This window comes from Bizionia sp. M204, assembly GCF_023205095.1.
In the GTDB taxonomy this organism is placed as follows: domain Bacteria; phylum Bacteroidota; class Bacteroidia; order Flavobacteriales; family Flavobacteriaceae; genus Algorimicrobium; species Algorimicrobium hallyeonense.
Window position 1 is genome coordinate 212501 of the sequence record NZ_CP046242.1, and the last position, 18416, is coordinate 230916.

An 18416-nucleotide genomic window follows, 5' to 3' on the forward strand; every position below is an offset into this window, starting at 1 on the left:
AGTCATGTTTATTAAGAATGATAGTTCTCAAGAGAAGCGTTATTTCAATGGTAAAATTGGTAAGATTATCAAATTGAATAAAGATGAAGTGGTTGTGCGCTGTCCGGAAGATGAATTTAATATTGTTACCACCCAAGAGGTTTGGGATAATATTAATTATACGGTTAATAAAGAAACGAATGCGATAACCGAGGATAAAATTGGTTCCTTTAGTCAGATGCCATTGCGCTTGGCATGGTCTATTACTATTCATAAAAGCCAGGGTTTAACTTTCGAGAAAGCTATAATAGATGCCCAAGGTGCTTTTGCTCACGGTCAAACCTATGTGGCTTTAAGTCGTTGTAAATCTTTGGAAGGTTTAGTTTTAAAAAGTAAAATTACTTCCAATCAGATTATTAGTGATAGCCATGTTATTTCGTTTAACGAATCCGCGAATGAGAATCAACCTGATGAAACTGTATTGGAGTTATCCCAACGACATTTTCAATTGGGTTTAATATCTGAAGTATTTAATTTTTATGATTTCTTATATCCTATAAATCGCATTTTAGATATTTATTATAAAAATCGCGGTAGTATAGAAGGTAAAATTGAAGCGCCCTTAAAAACGGTTAAAAACGCTATTACAAATCTTTTAAAAATAGGAACCAGTTTTAATAGTCAATTAAACAATATTTCAAAAGTAGAAAGCTTACCAGAAACTAGTCATGTAATTCAAGGACGGTTTAAAAAGGCAATTTTGTACTTTCAAAATGAATTAGACACTGTTATAAATCCTGCTTTTAAGACGTTTAATTTTACAACGGATAACCAAGCCTTGGAAAAAGATCTGATTAAAAATTTGGATAGTATTGAAGAATTATTAGAAACTAAAACCTTATACTTTAAGGAATTGGCAGATGGTTTTAAAACGCTTTTATTTTTAAATTTGCGAGCTAAAGCAGTCTTTCTAGCCAAAGAAAAGCCTAAAAAACTTAAAAAGACAGTTATAGATGGTACTACCAATGTGGAGCTTTTTGAATTGTTACGTGTTTTAAGAAATGAAATTGCTCAAGAAAACGACTTAATCCATTACCAAATATTCACGCAAAAGGCGCTATATGCTATGTGTGAAACCTTACCTACCTCCAAAAATGAATTATTGGAAATAGATGGCATGGGAAAGGTTCGTGTGGAAAAATATGGGGCGGCCATTCTGGAAGTAATTAGAGATTTTTGTGATGAAAATGATATCGATTATGAAGAACAAACCGAAACCTTCAAATTCAAAGACAAGAAAGAAAAAAAAGTAGATACGAAACTTCAGTCTTTAAATCTTTTTAAATCTGGTAAAACAATTGAAGAAATTGCTAATGAACGTGCATTAAATGAAAACACTATTTTCGGTCATTTAGTTAGCTTTATTCCATCGGGAGAAATAAAGCCGACAGATTTAATGTCTGTGGAACATTATAAGGAATTACAAAAATTAATTCCAAAGTATAAGTTTGAAAACCTTTCAGATTTAAAACATCAATTGGATGACAAGTTCACGTATGGAGAGATACGCTTGGTTTTAGAATCTCTAAAATAAAAAAATCCCAATAGTTACATTGGGATTTATATGTAGATATTTTAATAAAAATTAATCTCTTAACACACCTCTAGAAATAACTATTTTTTGTATTTCTGAAGTTCCTTCATAAATCTGTGTAATTTTGGCATCTCGCATTAAACGCTCAACATGGTATTCTTTAACAAAACCGTTTCCACCGTGAACCTGAACAGCTTCCACCGTTGTGTCCATAGCTACTTTGCTTGCGTATAGCTTCGCCATAGCACTAGACATATCGTAATTATTACCTTGATCTTTATCCCAAGCTGCTTTCATAACTAACATACGAGCCGCTTCAATCTCGGTGGCCATATCAGCAATTTTAAAAGCAATGGCTTGATGATTGCAGATTTCAGTACCAAATGCCTTACGTTCCTTACTGTATTTCTTCGCTAATTCATAAGCGCCTGACGCAATCCCTAATGCTTGAGCAGCAATTCCAATTCGTCCACCAGATAACGTTTTCATGGCGAATTTAAAACCGAAACCATCCGCACCAATTCTATTTTCTTTAGGCACCTTTACATCGTTAAATTGCAAGGTATGGGTGTCACTTCCGCGAATCCCTAATTTATCTTCCTTGGGTCCAACATCAAATCCAGGCATCCCTTTTTCAACTATAAAAGCATTGATACCGTGGTGTCCTTTATCTTTATCCGTTTGTGCAATGACTAAATACACATCTGCACGACCTCCACTTGTAATCCAGTTTTTAGTACCATTTAAAACATAATGATCGCCTTTGTCAATTGCTGTGGTTTTTTGTGATGTTGCATCACTACCAGCTTCAGGTTCACTTAAACAAAATGCGCCTACAAATTCACCAGTCGCTAATTTTGTTAAGTATTTTTGTTTTTGTTCCTCACTACCATAAGATTCAAGTCCATAGCATACTAATGAGTTATTTACCGAAACAATAACAGAAGCTGACGCATCAATTTTTGAAAGTTCCTCCATTATTAATACATAGGAAATGGCATCCATACCGCTTCCGCCATATTTAGGATCAACCATAATACCCATAAAACCAAGTTCGCCCATTTTTTTTACTAAATCTTGAGGAAACTCTTGTTTGTTATCACGCTCTATAACGCCAGGTAATAATTCTGTTTGAGCAAAATCGCGCGCTGCGTCGCGAATCATCATATGTTCTTCGGTAAGATTAAAATCCATAATAAATTGTTGTTGTTGAATTGATAAAAAATGAATGCAAAGATAAGGTTTTAGGAACATTTTTTCAATAATGATTAGTATTTTTACGCGATATGATAAAATCTTCCTATAATGTTTTAGGTATTATGTCTGGAACATCGTTAGACGGTGTTGATATAGCTCATATTAAATTCACGTTTAATGAAAAATGGCAGTATACATTTTTAGAATGCGAAACCATTCCATATCCCCATTTCTGGTTCTTAAAACTTAAAAACTTGGTTGGCCTTTCTAAAGATAATTTAGAAATAATAGATCAAGATTATACGGCGTATCTTGCTTCCGTTATAAATACATTTGTAACAAAACATCAGATTGCTAGTTTAGATTTTATCAGTTCACATGGGCATACAGCTTTACATGAACCAGAAAAGGGCTTTACTTTACAAATCGGGAATAAACAAATACTGGCCCATTTAACGCAGCAAACCGTGGTTTGCGATTTTAGAGTTCAAGATGTCCAACTAGGAGGTCAAGGTGCACCTTTAGTGCCAATTGGCGATAAATTACTTTTTTCAGATTTTGATTATTGTTTAAATCTAGGTGGTTTTGCTAATATTTCAACCGAAGATAACGGGAACCGCATTGCGTACGATATTTGCCCAGCAAATATTGTCCTTAATCATTACGTGGCATCTTTAGGATTAGATTTTGATGATTCTGGTAAAATAGCGGCGTCAGGACAGGTTAATTTAGCGCTTTTAAAAAACTTAAATAGTTTGGAGTTTTATAAAAAATCGCATCCAAAATCATTGGGTTTAGAATGGGTTGATAAATTTATTTTTCCAAGGATTAATGCTTTTGAAATTCCCATTAAGGATATTTTACGAACGTTTGTTGCACATATCGCCATTCAAATAGGGCATCAAATAAAAAATGGCAAAACTTTAATAACTGGAGGTGGCGCTTATAATTCCTTTCTAATTGAAGAAATAAAAACACAGACAAAAGCGGAACTCGTTATACCCAATTCAAAATTAGTTAACTATAAAGAGGCGTTAATCTTCAGTCTGTTAGGTGTGTTAAAACAGCGAAATGAAGTGAATTGTTTAGCAAGTGTAACAGGCGCAAAAATGGATCATAGTTCAGGAAGAACGTTTCAACCTTAAAATTATTGGAAAATTGATATTTACCGATTTTTTGTTTTTTATATTTGTTGAAGAATAACAACTATTGGATTTAAAATAATAATGAAACTATAATGAAAGACTTACTTCAAAAGTACGAGAATAAGCAACCGGAAATTGTATTCAATTGGAAAGATCCAGAAACAGAAGCTGAAGGCTGGACCGTAATAAGCTCCCTTCGCGGCGGAGCTGCTGGTGGTGGAACCCGCATGCGAAAAGGATTGGATGTCAATGAAGTCTTATCATTAGCTAAAACCATGGAAATAAAGTTTACAGTTTCAGGACCAGCCATTGGTGGTGCTAAATCTGGAATAAACTTTGATCCCAATGATCCACGAAAAAAAGGTGTGTTGGAGCGTTGGTTTAAAGCGGTTTCTCCATTGTTAAAAAGTTATTATGGAACGGGTGGCGATTTAAATGTTGATGAGAGTCATGAGGTAATACCTATGACGGAACAAACAGGACTTTGGCATCCGCAAGAGGGTGTTTTTGAAGGACATTTTAAACCAACACCAGGCGATAAAATTAACCGTATTGGGCAATTGCGCCACGGTGTTATTAAAGCCATAGAAAGTTCAGAATATTCACCTAGTGTAAAACGTAAATATACTGTTGCCGACATGATTACGGGCTTTGGTGTTGCACAAGCCGTTAAACATTATTACGATATTTTTGGTGGGACTGTAAAAGGAAAGCGCGTTGTTGTCCAAGGTTTTGGAAACGTAGGAGCAGCTGCTGCTTTCTATATATCTAAAATGGGCGCTAAAGTTGTTGGTATTATGGATATTGCTGGTGGCGTGATTAATAAAGATGGATTTTCGTTTGAAGAAATTACAGATCTATACCTGAATAAAAAAGGAAATACACTAGGTGGTGAGAATTTAATTCCATTCCAAGAAATGAATGAAAAAGTTTGGGGATTGGAAACAGAGGTATTCCTACCATGTGCGGCATCGCGCCTAATTACCCAAGACCAAATTGACACCATGATTGAAAGTGGCTTGGAAGTTATTTCTTGCGGTGCTAATGTACCTTTTGCCGATAAAGAAATTTTCTTCGGACCAATTATGGAACATACCGATGAGCGCATAAGCTTAATACCAGATTTCATTTCCAATTGTGGAATGGCACGAGTATTTGCCTATCTAATGGAAAGTAGTGTTGAAATGAGCGATGAGTCTATTTTTCAAGACACTTCAGATACGATAAAGAGGGCTTTGCAAAATGTTTATAATGCAAATAGTTCAAAAAAAGAATTAAGTAAAACTGCCTTCGAAATCGCATTAGGGCAATTAGTATAATTAGATAATTTTATGGAAGCAATAATTATTATTGTATTTGTTTTAGGGTATTTAGCTATTACACTAGAGCACAATTTGAAAATTGATAAGCTGATCCCCGCTTTGGTTATGATGGCTATTTGTTGGGCCATTATTGCAATTGGCGTTGATGATTTTACCCAATGGTTTGACTCTGCAAAACATGCTTTGGTAGACAATTTAGGTTTGTTAAACCATGAAGATAGGGTGCACTTAATGGAAGAAACACTATTGCATCATTTAGGTAAAACATCAGAAATATTAGTATTTCTATTAGGAGCCATGACCATTGTTGAAATTATAGATTATTTTGATGGTTTCGCTACTATAAAAGGTTTTATTAAAACGAAAAGTAAAGGGCGAATTCTATGGATATTTGCCTTTTTAGCTTTTTTCTTATCGGCAATTATTGATAATTTAACCGCTACAATTGTTTTAATTTCTATTCTACAAAAATTAATCTTTGATCGGGACGTGAGGATTTGGTATGCGGGTTTAATTATCATAGCTGCCAATGCTGGTGGAGCGTGGTCTCCAATTGGAGATGTTACCACAACCATGTTATGGATTGGTAAAAAAGTAACCACAGGACATTTATTTGTTTACTTATTTGTTCCCTCATTATTATGTATGTTAATACCAGTATTTATAGCGTCATTTTTACCAGCATTTAAGGGGAAAATTGACAATCCTGATTCAGAAGATGATGCGCCAAAAAGTGAGCACAGTGCAACTATGTTATATTTAGGTTTAGGTGGTATTGTTTCCGTTCCTATCTTTAAAACGGTCACGCATTTACCGCCTTATGTTGGTATGATGTTAGCCTTGGCTTTTGTTGCTATTTTTGCGGAGGTTTTTAGTAATAGAAAATTTGCCATGTCTTTTGATACAGATGTAAATGCAGATCATGTTGGCCATCATAGCCCAGTTCATAAAGCATTATCTAAAATTGAGTTGCCAAGTATCCTTTTCTTTTTAGGAATTTTAATGGCAGTTGCCGCTTTAGAATCGCTGGGAATATTATTTGGCTTTGCATCCACCTTACAGGAAAATATGCCTATGTTGGGTACAGAGTTACACCACGAAGGCGTTTCAGATTTGGTAGTATTATTAATGGGTGTTGGATCGGCAGTTATTGATAATGTTCCTTTAGTTGCGGCTAGTTTAGGTATGTTTTCAGAACCAATTGATAATGAACTTTGGCATTTTATAGCCTATGCTGCCGGTACAGGTGGAAGTATGTTAATAATAGGTTCAGCAGCAGGTGTGGTAGCTATGGGAATGGAAAAAATTGATTTTTTCTGGTACCTTAAAAATATTGGTTGGTTAGCGCTAGTTGGGTTTTTAGTTGGAGCAATTGCCTTTATGTTTACCAGAACCATTTTCTAATATAATTTTGTATCATTTAAAACGTTAATAATATTATAGTCACAAATCATATGATAAATACATTTATACAAAGTCCTCAAGAAGGAGCTGAAATAGTTCCAGATGGCGAATCAGTTGAAAAAACACTCTCCATTATTGAATTAATAAGTAGTGGAGGCATGGCAGGTCAAATTATAATAGCCATACTTTTTGTTCTATTAATAGTTGCTTGCTATATTTATTTTGAACGTTTATTTGCTATCAAAGCGGCATCACAAATTGACAGTAATTTCATGAATCAGATAAAGGATCATGTAAGTAATGGTAAAATTGAAGCGGCACAAATTTTGTGTGCACAAGTCAACACACCTGTTTCTAGATTAATAAATAAAGGAATTACTAGAATTGGCAAACCACTTGAAGATATTAATACCGCTATTGAAAATGCTGGTCGGTTAGAAATTTACGGATTAGAAAAAAATGTTAGTATCCTAGCAACCATTTCTGGTGCAGCGCCTATGATTGGTTTCCTTGGAACCGTAGTCGGTATGATTTTAGCTATTTTTGAACTAGCTAATGCTGGCGGAACCATTCAAATGGATGTGCTTGCCAGTGGTTTATATACAGCTATGACGACAACTGTTGCTGGTTTAATTGTCGGTATTATAGCTTATATCACGTATAACCATTTAGTAGTAAAAACAAATAAGGTGGTGTATCAAATGGAAGCAAATTCTTTAGAATTTTTAGATCATCTAAACGAACCTATTTAATATGAATATACGCGGAAGAAATAAAGTAACGCCCGAATTCAATATGTCGTCTATGACGGATATTGTCTTTCTTTTACTTATATTTTTTATGATAGCTTCTACCTTGGTAACAACAAGTGCTATTGATATTTTACTGCCAAATGCCAGTGGAAAAACAGAGAATAAAAAATCTGTAGCTGTTAGTATTACTAAAGATTTGCGCTATTATGTAGATCAAAAATTAGTAGGTGAAAGTATGTTGGAAGGTGAACTTTTAACCGCTTTATCCAGTCAAGAAAAACCAACGGTTGTATTGCGTGCTGAAAAATCAGTGCCTGTTGATAATGTGGTTAAAGTAATGGATATAGCGAATAGAAATAAAATTAAAGTCATTTTAGCAGTTAAGCCAAATTAAAACGGCACATCTACCCATGAAATATTTAGAGACCAAACACGAACGGAATTCTGCCAAGATTACGACTTTAATAATCGTTATTTTGGTATTGCTGTTGTTTGTAGTGGGACCTCCATATATGGATCCACCGGAAGAATATGGCGTAGCTGTTAATTTTGGGAATTCAGATGTTGGCAGCGGAAACGTACAGCCAAAAGAACCTGTTAAATCCGAACCAAAAAACATAGAGCGTCCTCCGGAAGAAGCGGTAACAAAACCTCAAGAAACAAAACCAGAAGCGGCTGCTGCTGAAAAAACAAAAGCGGAAGATGTTATCACACAGAATAACGAAGAAGCATTAGCAATAGAAAAGAAAAAACAAGCCGACGCTAAAGCGAAAAAAATTGCAGATGCAAAAGCAAAAGCGCAAGCAGAAGCGGATGCCAAGGCAAAAGCGGAAGCCGAACAAAAAGCGAAAGAGCAGGCAGAGAAAGAGGCTAAAAAGAAAAAGCTAGACGCTTTAATTGGAGGCGTAAGTAAATCGGAAGGCACCACATCTGGTGGCGAAGGGGATGACAACAAACCGGGTGATAAAGGCCAATTAGATGGCAATCCGTATGCCACCAGCTATTTTGGCAATCCAGGTTCTGGTAGCGGAGGTGTAGGCTATGGTTTAAACGGACGAGGAAAGGCAACGTATCAAAAATTAAATCAAGATTGTAATGAGTCTGGAAGGGTTGTAGTTCGCATAGTGGTAAACCGAGAAGGTAATGTCATAGAAGCCAATCCAGGCGTTAAAGGCACGAATAATACGGCTAAATGTCTTCTGGAGCCAGCAAAAAAAATAGCTTTATCTCACAAATGGCGGCCAGATAGCAATGCGCCAGCAGCGCAAGTAGGATTTGTTGAAGTTAACTTCACTATAGGTCAATAATTTATGACATATCAAGATACTTTAAACTGGATGTTTTCAAAACTTCCCATGTATCAGCGACAAGGTAAAACGGCATTTAAAGCCAATTTGGACAATTCCATCCGTTTCGCACATCATTTAAATAACCCTCAAAATAGAATAAAAACCATTCATGTTGGAGGTACCAACGGTAAAGGTTCTACAAGTAATATGCTAGCTTCCGTTTTGCAAGAGGCAGGCTATAAAGTGGGTTTGTTTACATCACCACATTTAAAGGATTTTCGCGAGCGTATTCGTGTTAATGGCGAAATGGTCAGCAAAGAATATGTGGTTAATTTTATACAACACAATAAAGGCTATTTAGATATTTCTGGACTTTCCTTTTTTGAAATGACCTCCGGAATGGCCTTCAATTATTTTTGGAATGAAAAGGTGGATGTTGCCATAATTGAAGTCGGGCTAGGTGGTCGTTTGGATTCTACTAATATTATCACACCTGAACTGGCTATCATCACCAATATAGGCTTAGATCATACACAATTTTTAGGGGATACACTGGATAAAATAGCTTATGAGAAAGCCGGAATTATTAAAAATCAAATTCCAATAGTAATTGGTAAAACGCAAGCGGAGACAAAACCAGTTTTTCAAGAAGTAGCAAAAAGCTTGGAAGCACCAATTTTCTTTGCGGATCAGGTTGTTCATTCACATTATGAATCGGATTTAAAAGGCACATATCAATACGAAAATATTCAGACGGTGGTAAAGGCAATTGAAGTTTTAAAAACTCAAAACTTTATCATTGCTGATACTCATGTTAAAAACGGGTTATTACAAGTGGTTCGTAATACAGGGTTTCAAGGTCGTTGGCAGGTTTTGCAACAAAATCCTTTAATTATTTGCGATACAGCTCATAACTCGGAAGGCTTAAAGGTTGTGATGGAACAATTAATGAATTTGCCATATCAGGCGTTACATGTTGTTTTCGGAGTTGTAAATGATAAAGATATTGCCTCTATTTTACCGCTTTTACCAAAAAATGCAAGGTATTACTTCTGCAAACCCGATGTGCCAAGAGGTTTAGATGAAAATATTTTAAGAAATACCTTTAAGGAGCAAGGTTTTCAAGGAAACGCTTATAGTAGTGTAAATGATGCCTTTACGGCTGCAAAAAACACGGCACAGGCTGGTGATATTATATATATTGGAGGGAGCACTTTTGTTGTTGCAGAAATAATTTAATTTTTTCTCAAAAAAAGTTTTGCAATATGAAAAACTACTTTATATTTGCAATCCAATTACGAAGGGCGATTAGCTCAGTTGGTTCAGAGCACCTCGTTTACACCGAGGGGGTCGGGGGTTCGAATCCCTCATCGCCCACAAAAAGAAAGTCCGTTTTATACGGACTTTTTTTAGTTATAGGGGTCATTAACTCAGTTGGTTCAGAGTGTCACGTCGACAACGTGGAAGTCACTGGTTCGAATCCAGTATGACCCACATCAAGCGAAAATCTGCATGGAAATGCAGATTTTTTTATTTCACAAAACCCGCAAAGCTCGCTTTAAAGGGGTTTGTGAAATAAAAAAAGCTAGAATGCGTGAGCATACCGATGTACATTTGCAGGAGTGTGTTTATTCTGGATCAATGGAATTAATCCAAGAGCTTTAAGGTTAGACCTAACAGGTTTTAAAAACCTTTTAGGTCTTTTATAAAGCTCGCTTTAAAGGGGTTTGTGAAATAAAAAAAGCTAGAATGCGTGAGCATTCAGATGTACATTTGCGGTAGTAGGTTTATTCTGGATCAATGGAATTAATCCAAGAGCTTTAAGGTTAGACCTAACAGGTTTTAAAAACCTTTTAGGTCTTTTATAAAGCTCGCTTTAAAGGGGTTTGTGAAATAAAAAAAGCTAGAATGCGAGAGCATTCAGATTTACATTTGCAGGAGTGTGTTTATTCTGAATCAATGGAATTAATCCAAGAGCCTTAAGGTTAGACCTAACAGGTTTTAAAAACCTTTTAGGTCTTTTATAAAGTTCGCCTTAAAGGGGTTTGTGAAATAAAAAAAGCTAGAATGCGTGAGCATACCGATGTACATTTGCAGGAGTGTGTTTATTCCGGATCAATGGAATTAATCCAAGAGCCTTAAGGTTAGACCTAACAGGTATTTAAAACCTTTTAGGTCTTTTATAAAGCTCGCTTTAAAGGGGTTTGTGAAATAAAAAAAGCTAGAATGCGTGAGCATTCAGATTTACATTTGCAGGAGTGTGTTTATTCTGGATCAATGGAATTAATCCAAGAGCCTTAAGGTTAGACCTAACAGGTTTTAAAAACCTGTTAGGTCTTTTATAAAGCTCGCCTTAAAGGGGTTTGTGAAATAAAAAAGCTAGAATGCGTGAGCATACCGATGTACATTTGCGGTAGTAGGTTTATTCTGGATCCATGGAATTAATCCAAGAGCAGTAAGGTTTAACCTATCAAATTTTTAAAACTTGTTAGGTTATACATCGTAAATGGTGTTTAGGATTTGGTTTAAAAATAAATTCAATTCTGATCTTAATCTAGTAATTCCAATACACGCTCCAAAGCCATGCCTCTAGAGCCTTTTATTATTACTAGTGCATTGTTTAGCGTTTCTACATTGAAAGTCTCTTTAAAAGCTTGAAATGATTTGTGAAAGGTTATTTTTGAATCAGTACTTGTAGCTTTGTAGAAATTTTCACCTAAAAAGAAGACTTTATCAATTTGAAGTGTGCCGGCTAAATTGACAATTGCTTGATGTTCCTTTTCAGCGTCAGGTCCTAATTCAAACATGTCACCCAAAATGGCAATTTTATGAGGATGTTCTTGTTTTGAAAAATGCTCCAATGCAACCATCATACTAGAAGGATTAGCATTGTAAGCGTCTAAAATTATGCGGGTTGTTCCTTTGGTGATAATTTGTGAACGATTATTAGTTGGAATATAATTCTCAATGGCTTTTTGAATATCAGAATCATCGACTTCAAAATAATTTCCTATAGTAATAGCGGCAGCTATATTATTAAAATTATAAGCTCCAATTAAGTTACTAGTAATAGTTTGGTCATGATACGATAAACTAACAAAAGGTTTAGCATCTAAAAACTGAATGTGTAATTGATTTTTGTTATCGGAAGGGCCAAAAGGGATTGTTTTAGCATTTTTGGTTTTATCTACTTGAATCGTATCTGCTGAGTTAATAAATATTGATTTATTATGTGATATCAAATACTTATACAATTCACTTTTACCGATTATAACACCTTCAACGCCTCCAAACCCCTCTAAATGCGCTTTTCCAAAATTGGTGATATAGCCGTAATCTGGTTTTGAAATATGGCATAAAAAGGCAATTTCCTTTTGGTGATTTGCACCCATTTCAACCACACCTATTTCAGTCGCTTTGGTCATGGACAAAAGTGTTAATGGCACGCCAATATGATTATTTAAATTACCGATAGTAGCCGTTGTTCTAAATTTTTTGGAAAGCACAGCATGAATCAACTCTTTTGTCGTTGTTTTTCCGTTGCTACCGGTGAGTGAAATAATAGGAATCCCTAAATAGTCCCGATGGAAAGTGGCAAGTTTTTGTAAGGTTTCTAATACATCCTGTACGAGAATGGTTTGATGGTTTTGGAAAAATTTAGGATTATCAATAACAACGTATTTAGCCCCATTTTCAAGGGCTTGTTTGGCAAAGCTATTACCATCAAAATTATCGCCTTTGAGCGCAAAAAATAGGCATTCTTGAGTGATTTTTCGCGTATCTGTACAAACGCTTTTGCATTCTAAAAAACGTTTATGAAGGGTATGTAGTTCCATAAAATAAAAGTATAAAAAAAGTCCTGACTACGGTCAGGACTTTTTGAAATTTTTATAACTAAATTAATTAGTTTTTCCTTTTGTTTTTGTTTTCTGATTTAGAACCTACACGAGACATGGCACATCTAAATCCAATATAATCAGTTGCCATATTTTGTGGGAAATAACGACGTTGAGCAGGATCTAACCAATACTCTCTGTCTTTCCATGAACCACCTTTATAAACACGAACTTCATCGTTAATTAAAGATGTACGCTTATCAGAACGGTCATACTCACGAATTAAAGCACCTGTTGAATCTGTTTCAACATTGTGATTTGGTGAGTTGTACATTTTTCTAGTATGCGTTGTTTCACTAGAACCGTCTTCCATTTCATTAAAACCATCACGGTAATCACGAGATGAACGCTGATCACCATCTCTATAATTTCTGTTATCGCTGGTATCAAAGTTTGTTCTTAAATAGGTTTCGTTTTCATCAACTGGTACTTGGTGAATTTCACCAGGTAAGTTTCTGGCAATTACTTTTCCGTTTGGTAAAGTATCAAACTTAATCTCATCACTCGTTACAATGCGTACGGTACCATCTTCATTTAATTCGTTTTTGGTATACACATTTCCACGGTAGTAATTAAAATCACTCATCTCATCATCAACAATAGGTCTGTAAACATCAGCAACCCATTCGGCTACGTTTCCAGCCATATCATATAATCCAAAATCATTTGGCTCGTAAGATTTTACAGCATTTGTAATATCAGCACCATCATCAGACCATCCAGCAATTCCGCCGTAATCTCCTTTACCTTGCTTAAAGTTAGCTAATTGATCACCTCTTACTTTACGTTTTCCTGAACGTGTATACTGACCATCCCATGGATATTTCTTACGGCCTCTATACACATTGTAACTACGAATAGATGTTAAGCCTAAAGCGGCATACTCCCATTCTGTTTCTGTTGGTAATCTATATTTTGGTTGAAGGATTCCCGTTTCACGAGTTGCATAAACATTAATTGGATCACCTGCTGCATTAGTTTGTACACGACGACGTGTGTTTTCTGGATCAGTAAGTGCTGTGTTTCCACCGTAAACTTGCGAAGGTGCGTTAATATACGTGTCCGTGTTAAATGTAGCATCAGCAGATACTTCGTTTATTTTAGCATCTCTTTGTATAAAACCTGCTTCTTCTAAATTCAATTCGTTAACACGATCTGAACGCCAATTTGCAAATTCAACTGCTTGAATCCAACTTACACCAACAACCGGGTATTCTGCATAACCCGGATGACGTAAATAGTTTTCAGTCATTACTTCATTATACCCCAAGCGATTTCTCCAAACAAGAGTATCGGGAAGAACACCATCATAAATAGCTCTAAAGTTATTTTCAGTTGGTGGATAAATTCGTTTAATCCAATCTAAATACTCTAAATACATTAAATTGGTAACTTCCGTTTCATCCATATAAAAGGATTGTACATGTTGCTGATTTGGTGAATTATTCCAATCATGCATAACATCGTCTTGAACTCTACCCATAGTAAATGTTCCTCCTTCTACAAATACAAGTCCAGGTCCTGCTTCTTGTCCTTTAAAACTAGTATTGTATTGGAATCCTCCATCTCTAGAGTTAATATCAAAACCGGTTGCTCGAGAACTGTTTGAGCCTGATCGTTTACAACCAACAGCTGTAACAGCTACTGCTAAAACTAACAATAATTTTATTGTTAATACATTTTTCATATCCATACGTTTAAGTAAGCTAAAAATATTTTTGGTGACGCAATATAAGAATTATGCGTAATAATACAAGTAATTATTTAATATTTACTTAAAATATTATGCGGTTCATCCTATTTATCAAGCATTTTAACGATGCTTTTTTTGCATTTCTCCGTTGTTTTGTTACACTATAACGACCGATTATATTTTTTATTATGGAAATTTGAATTCATTTTCTTAAAATTGTTTGATTTTTAATAATAAGCGACACTAAATTGCGTTATTTGTGTAATGAAAAAGAAATTATTACTATTTGCCTTGCTCATTTCTGTTATGGCTTTTTCCCAGCAGAAGCGATTCAACATCACTTGGAATGGTACTAAAACCATAGCAAACGAAAGCTTTTCTATAAAAGTTCCTGCGTTCAATGAGGAGCATTTTAGTTACGGTTTATCCAATGGCTTGGAGTTTATTGCACAATGGGATATTCCGCAATTAATTAACGAGAATTCCGTGCAGATTTCTAATGTGAGCTATGCGGCAATTTCAAAAAGTGACTTAAAAGATGTTGACTTAAAAACAATTCCGAATGCCATAAAATATAGTCTTAATAATAGTATTAGTCGGAATAAAAGTGGCGCCTTTTTAACAGTTTCACCAATTATAAGAGAAAATGGGGTGTATAAAAAAGTAACGGCCTTCACGATTAATTATAATACCCAAAATAGTCATAGAGCATCCAATAGATCAAATATTGTAAATTCTGTTTTGAGCTCGGGTTCTTGGTATCGCTTTCAGGTAGATAAGTCGGGAGTTTTTAAAATATCCAGACAGTTTTTACAGCAATTAGGAATAAATATGGACGCTGTGGATCCTAGAACTATAAAGCTTTATGGTAATGGTGGACGCATGATTCCTTATTCCAATGCAGAACCTTATCCATATGATTTAGCTGAAAATGCCATTCGTATTATAGGTGAATCGGATGGGTATTTTCATGATGGAGATTATATTATGTTCTATGCGCAAGGGCCAAATGGATATGATGTAAAAAGAAATACCAATATTAACGCCTATAATTCTGTAACCTATTACTATATAAATATAAGTCAAGGAAACGGGAAGCGCATCCAACCCATGATTCAACCTTCTGGTTCTGTAGATATGATGATTGATACGTTTCAGGACTATCAATATCACGAAGTAGATGAATACAATTTAGCAAGTGTGGGTAGACGTTGGTTTGGAAACAGATTTGATATTGAAACCTCGCAAACCTTCGATTTTTCATTTCCAAATATTGTACCTTCAATTCCAGTAAGACTTACAACGTATGTAGCATCTACATCTGAAATTCCTACAACTATGGATTTGAAGGTAAATGCCACATCTGTAGCTAATTTAACCATTCCGGCTGTTACAGAAACAACGTTAGTAAGTGAATCCGTATTTAATGGTAATGTAAATGTGTCGAATGCAAATATTGCTATTACACTAGATTATAATAATGGTGGTAACCCTTCCGCCTTGGGTTATTTAGATTATATCTCCTTGGAAGCGACACGCGAATTAAAATTTGCAGGTGGTCAGTTTGAGTTCTATAACCGTGCCGTTGCAGGAGCATCTGGTATTGGGCAGTATAATCTTACAAACGCCACACAAGTGAATGAGGTATGGGACATAACGGATATATATAATATTAGGAATTATAGTAATACAGGTTCAAACTCAACTATTTCCTTTACATCCAATTTAGGTTCCTTAAAGAAATATGCTGTAGTAGCTGCACCTAGTTTTCATGAACCCATCATGGTTTCAAATCCTTATGTAAGCAATCAAAATTTAAAAGGGTCTATTTTTAATAATGCACAGGGCGTTTTTGAAGATATAGATTATATAATTATTGCGCGTGGTGACATGGTTGGCCAAGCCGAACGTTTAGCTCAAATTAATAGAGCGCAGTATGGATTGAATGTTAAAGTGGTTAACTTAAGTAATATTTATTTAGAATTTGGACCAGGCGCTCAAGATATAGGAGCTATTCGGAACTTTGTGAAATATGTTTATGATAATGCTAGTTCACCGGAAAGACGCTTAAAATATTTATGTTTATTTGGTGATGGGTCTTTTGATTATAAAGACAGAATACCAAATAACACCAACATAATTCCTTCATGGCATGCCTATGATAGTTTTAATTTAACGAGCTCGTTTGTTTCAGATGATTTTTATGGCATGATGGATCCCAATGAAGGTGAAATGCAAACATCCGATAAATTAGACATTGCTGTTGGTCGTATTTTAGCAGATTCGCCTCAACAAGCATCAGAAATGGTAGATAAAGTGGCGTCGTATTACGTGGAAGCTTCGTATGGAAATTGGCGTAATAATGTGGTTGTAATTTCTGATGATGTGGATGAATCTTGGGAAAAAGATATTCAATTAACAACCAATACCATTGGCGATAATATTACAGCAGAAAAAAGCTTTATAAATGTAACTAAAATTCATTCGGATGCCTTTGTTCAGCAATCTTCAGCTGGTGGTAATACTTATCCCGCGGTAAAAACGGCCATGGTCAATGCTATAGAAAGCGGTGTTTTAGTGGTGAATTATTTTGGACATGGCGGTGAAGATGGTCTGACTAAAGAACGAATTTTTGAAAAACCCGATGCGCAGAACTTAAATAATGTATGTAAGCTTAATTGCTTTGTAACGGTAACCTGTGAATATACACGTTTTGATAACCCATTCCGTCCTACAGCAGGTGAATACACCTATTGGAATAAAGATGGTGGTGCCATTGGACTGATTACAACCACACGTCAAATTTTTGTGAGCGTTGGTATTTCCTTTAATATTGCCCTAACGGAGTACTTATTTTCCTATAATCCAGATGATGATTATGCAGATGATGAGTACCCAAGTATGGCTGAAGCCTTAAGGTTAACCAAGGTTAGTTCGGGCATTTCAGGAATTGGTCAAAGACGCTTGGTGTTCTTTATAGGTGATCCAGCTATGAAATTAACATTCCCAAAACCAAATGTGCGATTAACAGCTGTTAATGATGTTCCTGTTAGTCAACCAACACCAACTTTAAAGGCATTAAGTCGAGCTAAATTAGCTGGAGAAGTAACGGATTTAACGGGTAATGTGCTTTCAAATTACAATGGTGTGCTTTCGGTTAATATATATGACAAAAAGATACAGCGTACTACTTTAGCAAATGATAATGTTCAAGAAGGTGGTCAGCTTATTAAAATGGACTTTGAAACGCTGGGCGCCACAATCTTTAGAGGTCAAGCTTCTATTACCAATGGGCAATTTGAATTTGAATTTATAGTGCCAAGAGATATAGGTATTCCAGAAGGTAATGGCCGTATTAGTTTTTATGCGAAAAAAACCAATGCACTCGATGATCAATCGGGCGCTAATAGTAGCTCTGTAATAATAGGGGGGCTAAATCAAGATGCTCCGGAAGATGCCATCGGGCCCGTTATTCAGTTGTATATGAATGATGAAAACTTCGTGTCTGGTGGAATTACCAATAAGTCGCCTAGTTTATTAGTCAAATTGGAAGATGAAAACGGAATTAACACCGCTAGCGGAATTGGTCATGACATTGTGGCTATTTTAGATGGAGACGAAACGAATCCGTTTGTGTTAAATGATTATTATCAAACTGAAATTGATGATTATCAGCGTGGTACTGCCAATTTTCCACTGCGCGATATAGCGCCAGGACTACACACACTAACAGTGAAAGCGTGGGATGTGTATAATAACTCATCTGTTTCAGAAATTCAATTTGTGGTACATGACGAGAATCAGAGCCTTGTTATCGAAAATGTTTTAAATTACCCAAATCCTTTTGTTAATTACACCGAGTTTTGGTTTAATCACAATAGTTCGGATGCTTTAGACGTTTCAGTACAGATATTCACCGTTTCGGGTAAATTGGTGAAAACAATCAATGGACAAACCAATTCTTCCGAATGTTGTGGAAAAGGTACGTCCGTTTTATCACGAGATATTGTTTGGGATGGTCGTGACGATTTTGGAGATAAAATTGGAAAAGGTGTTTATATCTATAAACTAACCGTAAGATCGCCACTATTAAATAAATCCGTTGAAAAAATTGAGAAACTTGTAATACTTTAATAATACTTTAT

General features: G+C 35.5%; 12 protein-coding genes and 2 tRNA genes (1 of these 14 cut by a window edge). 11 read left to right on the forward strand and 3 right to left on the reverse strand.

Translation table 11 applies throughout. The features are described 5' to 3' along the window. On the forward strand, positions 1 to 1573 hold the 3' portion of the coding sequence (locus GMA17_RS01045; protein ID WP_248398144.1) for a helix-turn-helix domain-containing protein. The gene continues 860 nt to the left of window position 1, outside the view; 1573 of the gene's 2433 nt are visible here — the last part of the coding sequence; the start codon falls outside the window, past its left edge; the stop codon is at positions 1571 to 1573. Between the two features lie 51 nt (positions 1574 to 1624). Here GMA17_RS01045 and GMA17_RS01050 read toward each other — a convergent pair whose 3' ends face one another. Then, positions 1625 to 2767, reverse strand: coding sequence for an acyl-CoA dehydrogenase (locus tag GMA17_RS01050; RefSeq protein ID WP_248398147.1), 1143 nt, complete (start codon positions 2765 to 2767; stop codon positions 1625 to 1627). Positions 2768 to 2859: 92 nt separating this feature from the next. Between GMA17_RS01050 and GMA17_RS01055 the strand changes: the two genes are divergently transcribed. The 9 genes from GMA17_RS01055 (at position 2860) to GMA17_RS01095 (ending at position 10176) form a co-directional block, all read left to right on the forward strand. After that, positions 2860 to 3915 carry an anhydro-N-acetylmuramic acid kinase gene (locus GMA17_RS01055; protein WP_248398152.1) on the forward strand — a complete coding sequence of 352 codons (1056 nt, stop codon included), beginning with the start codon at positions 2860 to 2862 and terminating at the stop codon, positions 3913 to 3915. Positions 3916 to 4007: 92 nt separating this feature from the next. Beyond that, positions 4008 to 5234, forward strand: a complete 1227-nt coding sequence (locus tag GMA17_RS01060; RefSeq protein WP_248398155.1) for a Glu/Leu/Phe/Val dehydrogenase dimerization domain-containing protein — start codon at positions 4008 to 4010, stop codon at positions 5232 to 5234. A gap of 12 nt (positions 5235 to 5246) precedes the next feature. Then, positions 5247 to 6641 (forward strand): sodium:proton antiporter NhaD, encoded by a 1395-nt coding sequence (gene nhaD / locus GMA17_RS01065; protein ID WP_248398158.1) that lies wholly within the window; start codon positions 5247 to 5249, stop codon positions 6639 to 6641. A gap of 50 nt (positions 6642 to 6691) precedes the next feature. Then, positions 6692 to 7393 (forward strand): MotA/TolQ/ExbB proton channel family protein, encoded by a 702-nt coding sequence (locus GMA17_RS01070; protein WP_248398161.1) that lies wholly within the window; start codon positions 6692 to 6694, stop codon positions 7391 to 7393. A gap of 1 nt (position 7394) precedes the next feature. After that, positions 7395 to 7787: a biopolymer transporter ExbD gene (locus tag GMA17_RS01075; protein ID WP_066253519.1), complete on the forward strand. Its 393-nt coding sequence runs from the start codon at positions 7395 to 7397 to the stop codon at positions 7785 to 7787. Positions 7788 to 7803: 16 nt separating this feature from the next. Further along, positions 7804 to 8700 carry an energy transducer TonB gene (locus tag GMA17_RS01080; protein ID WP_248398164.1) on the forward strand — a complete coding sequence of 299 codons (897 nt, stop codon included), beginning with the start codon at positions 7804 to 7806 and terminating at the stop codon, positions 8698 to 8700. 3 nt (positions 8701 to 8703) lie between these two features. After that, entirely contained in the window at positions 8704 to 9921 is a 1218-nt protein-coding gene (locus GMA17_RS01085; RefSeq protein ID WP_248398166.1) for a folylpolyglutamate synthase/dihydrofolate synthase family protein, read from the forward strand. Between the two features lie 63 nt (positions 9922 to 9984). After that, positions 9985 to 10059: transfer RNA gene (locus GMA17_RS01090), tRNA-Val, on the forward strand. A gap of 42 nt (positions 10060 to 10101) precedes the next feature. After that, positions 10102 to 10176 (forward strand) — tRNA-Val (locus GMA17_RS01095). A 1055-nt stretch (positions 10177 to 11231) separates the two neighbouring features. On the opposite strand, the gene murF is transcribed toward GMA17_RS01095, so the two are convergent. Together murF and gldJ are read right to left on the reverse strand one after the other, a co-directional pair. Then, positions 11232 to 12518 carry a UDP-N-acetylmuramoyl-tripeptide--D-alanyl-D-alanine ligase gene (murF, locus tag GMA17_RS01100; RefSeq protein ID WP_248398168.1) on the reverse strand — a complete coding sequence of 429 codons (1287 nt, stop codon included), beginning with the start codon at positions 12516 to 12518 and terminating at the stop codon, positions 11232 to 11234. A 67-nt stretch (positions 12519 to 12585) separates the two neighbouring features. Further along, entirely contained in the window at positions 12586 to 14271 is a 1686-nt protein-coding gene (gene gldJ, locus GMA17_RS01105; protein ID WP_248398170.1) for a gliding motility lipoprotein GldJ, read from the reverse strand. Positions 14272 to 14535: 264 nt separating this feature from the next. Between gldJ and porU the strand changes: the two genes are divergently transcribed. Beyond that, the gene (gene porU, locus GMA17_RS01110; protein ID WP_248398172.1) at positions 14536 to 18405 is read left to right on the forward strand and encodes a type IX secretion system sortase PorU; all 3870 of its coding nucleotides are present in this window, start codon (positions 14536 to 14538) and stop codon (positions 18403 to 18405) included. Positions 18406 to 18416 lie beyond the last annotated feature (11 nt).

Coding starts and splice junctions, on each gene's coding strand:
- GMA17_RS01050 (WP_248398147.1), bottom strand. CDS start 2,767: ATGGATTTTAATCTTACCGAAGAACATATGATGATTCGCGACGCAGCG.
- GMA17_RS01055 (WP_248398152.1), top strand. CDS start 2,860: ATGATAAAATCTTCCTATAATGTTTTAGGTATTATGTCTGGAACATCG.
- GMA17_RS01060 (WP_248398155.1), top strand. CDS start 4,008: ATGAAAGACTTACTTCAAAAGTACGAGAATAAGCAACCGGAAATTGTA.
- nhaD (WP_248398158.1), top strand. CDS start 5,247: ATGGAAGCAATAATTATTATTGTATTTGTTTTAGGGTATTTAGCTATT.
- GMA17_RS01070 (WP_248398161.1), top strand. CDS start 6,692: ATGATAAATACATTTATACAAAGTCCTCAAGAAGGAGCTGAAATAGTT.
- GMA17_RS01075 (WP_066253519.1), top strand. CDS start 7,395: ATGAATATACGCGGAAGAAATAAAGTAACGCCCGAATTCAATATGTCG.
- GMA17_RS01080 (WP_248398164.1), top strand. CDS start 7,804: ATGAAATATTTAGAGACCAAACACGAACGGAATTCTGCCAAGATTACG.
- GMA17_RS01085 (WP_248398166.1), top strand. CDS start 8,704: ATGACATATCAAGATACTTTAAACTGGATGTTTTCAAAACTTCCCATG.
- murF (WP_248398168.1), bottom strand. CDS start 12,518: ATGGAACTACATACCCTTCATAAACGTTTTTTAGAATGCAAAAGCGTT.
- gldJ (WP_248398170.1), bottom strand. CDS start 14,271: ATGGATATGAAAAATGTATTAACAATAAAATTATTGTTAGTTTTAGCA.
- porU (WP_248398172.1), top strand. CDS start 14,536: ATGAAAAAGAAATTATTACTATTTGCCTTGCTCATTTCTGTTATGGCT.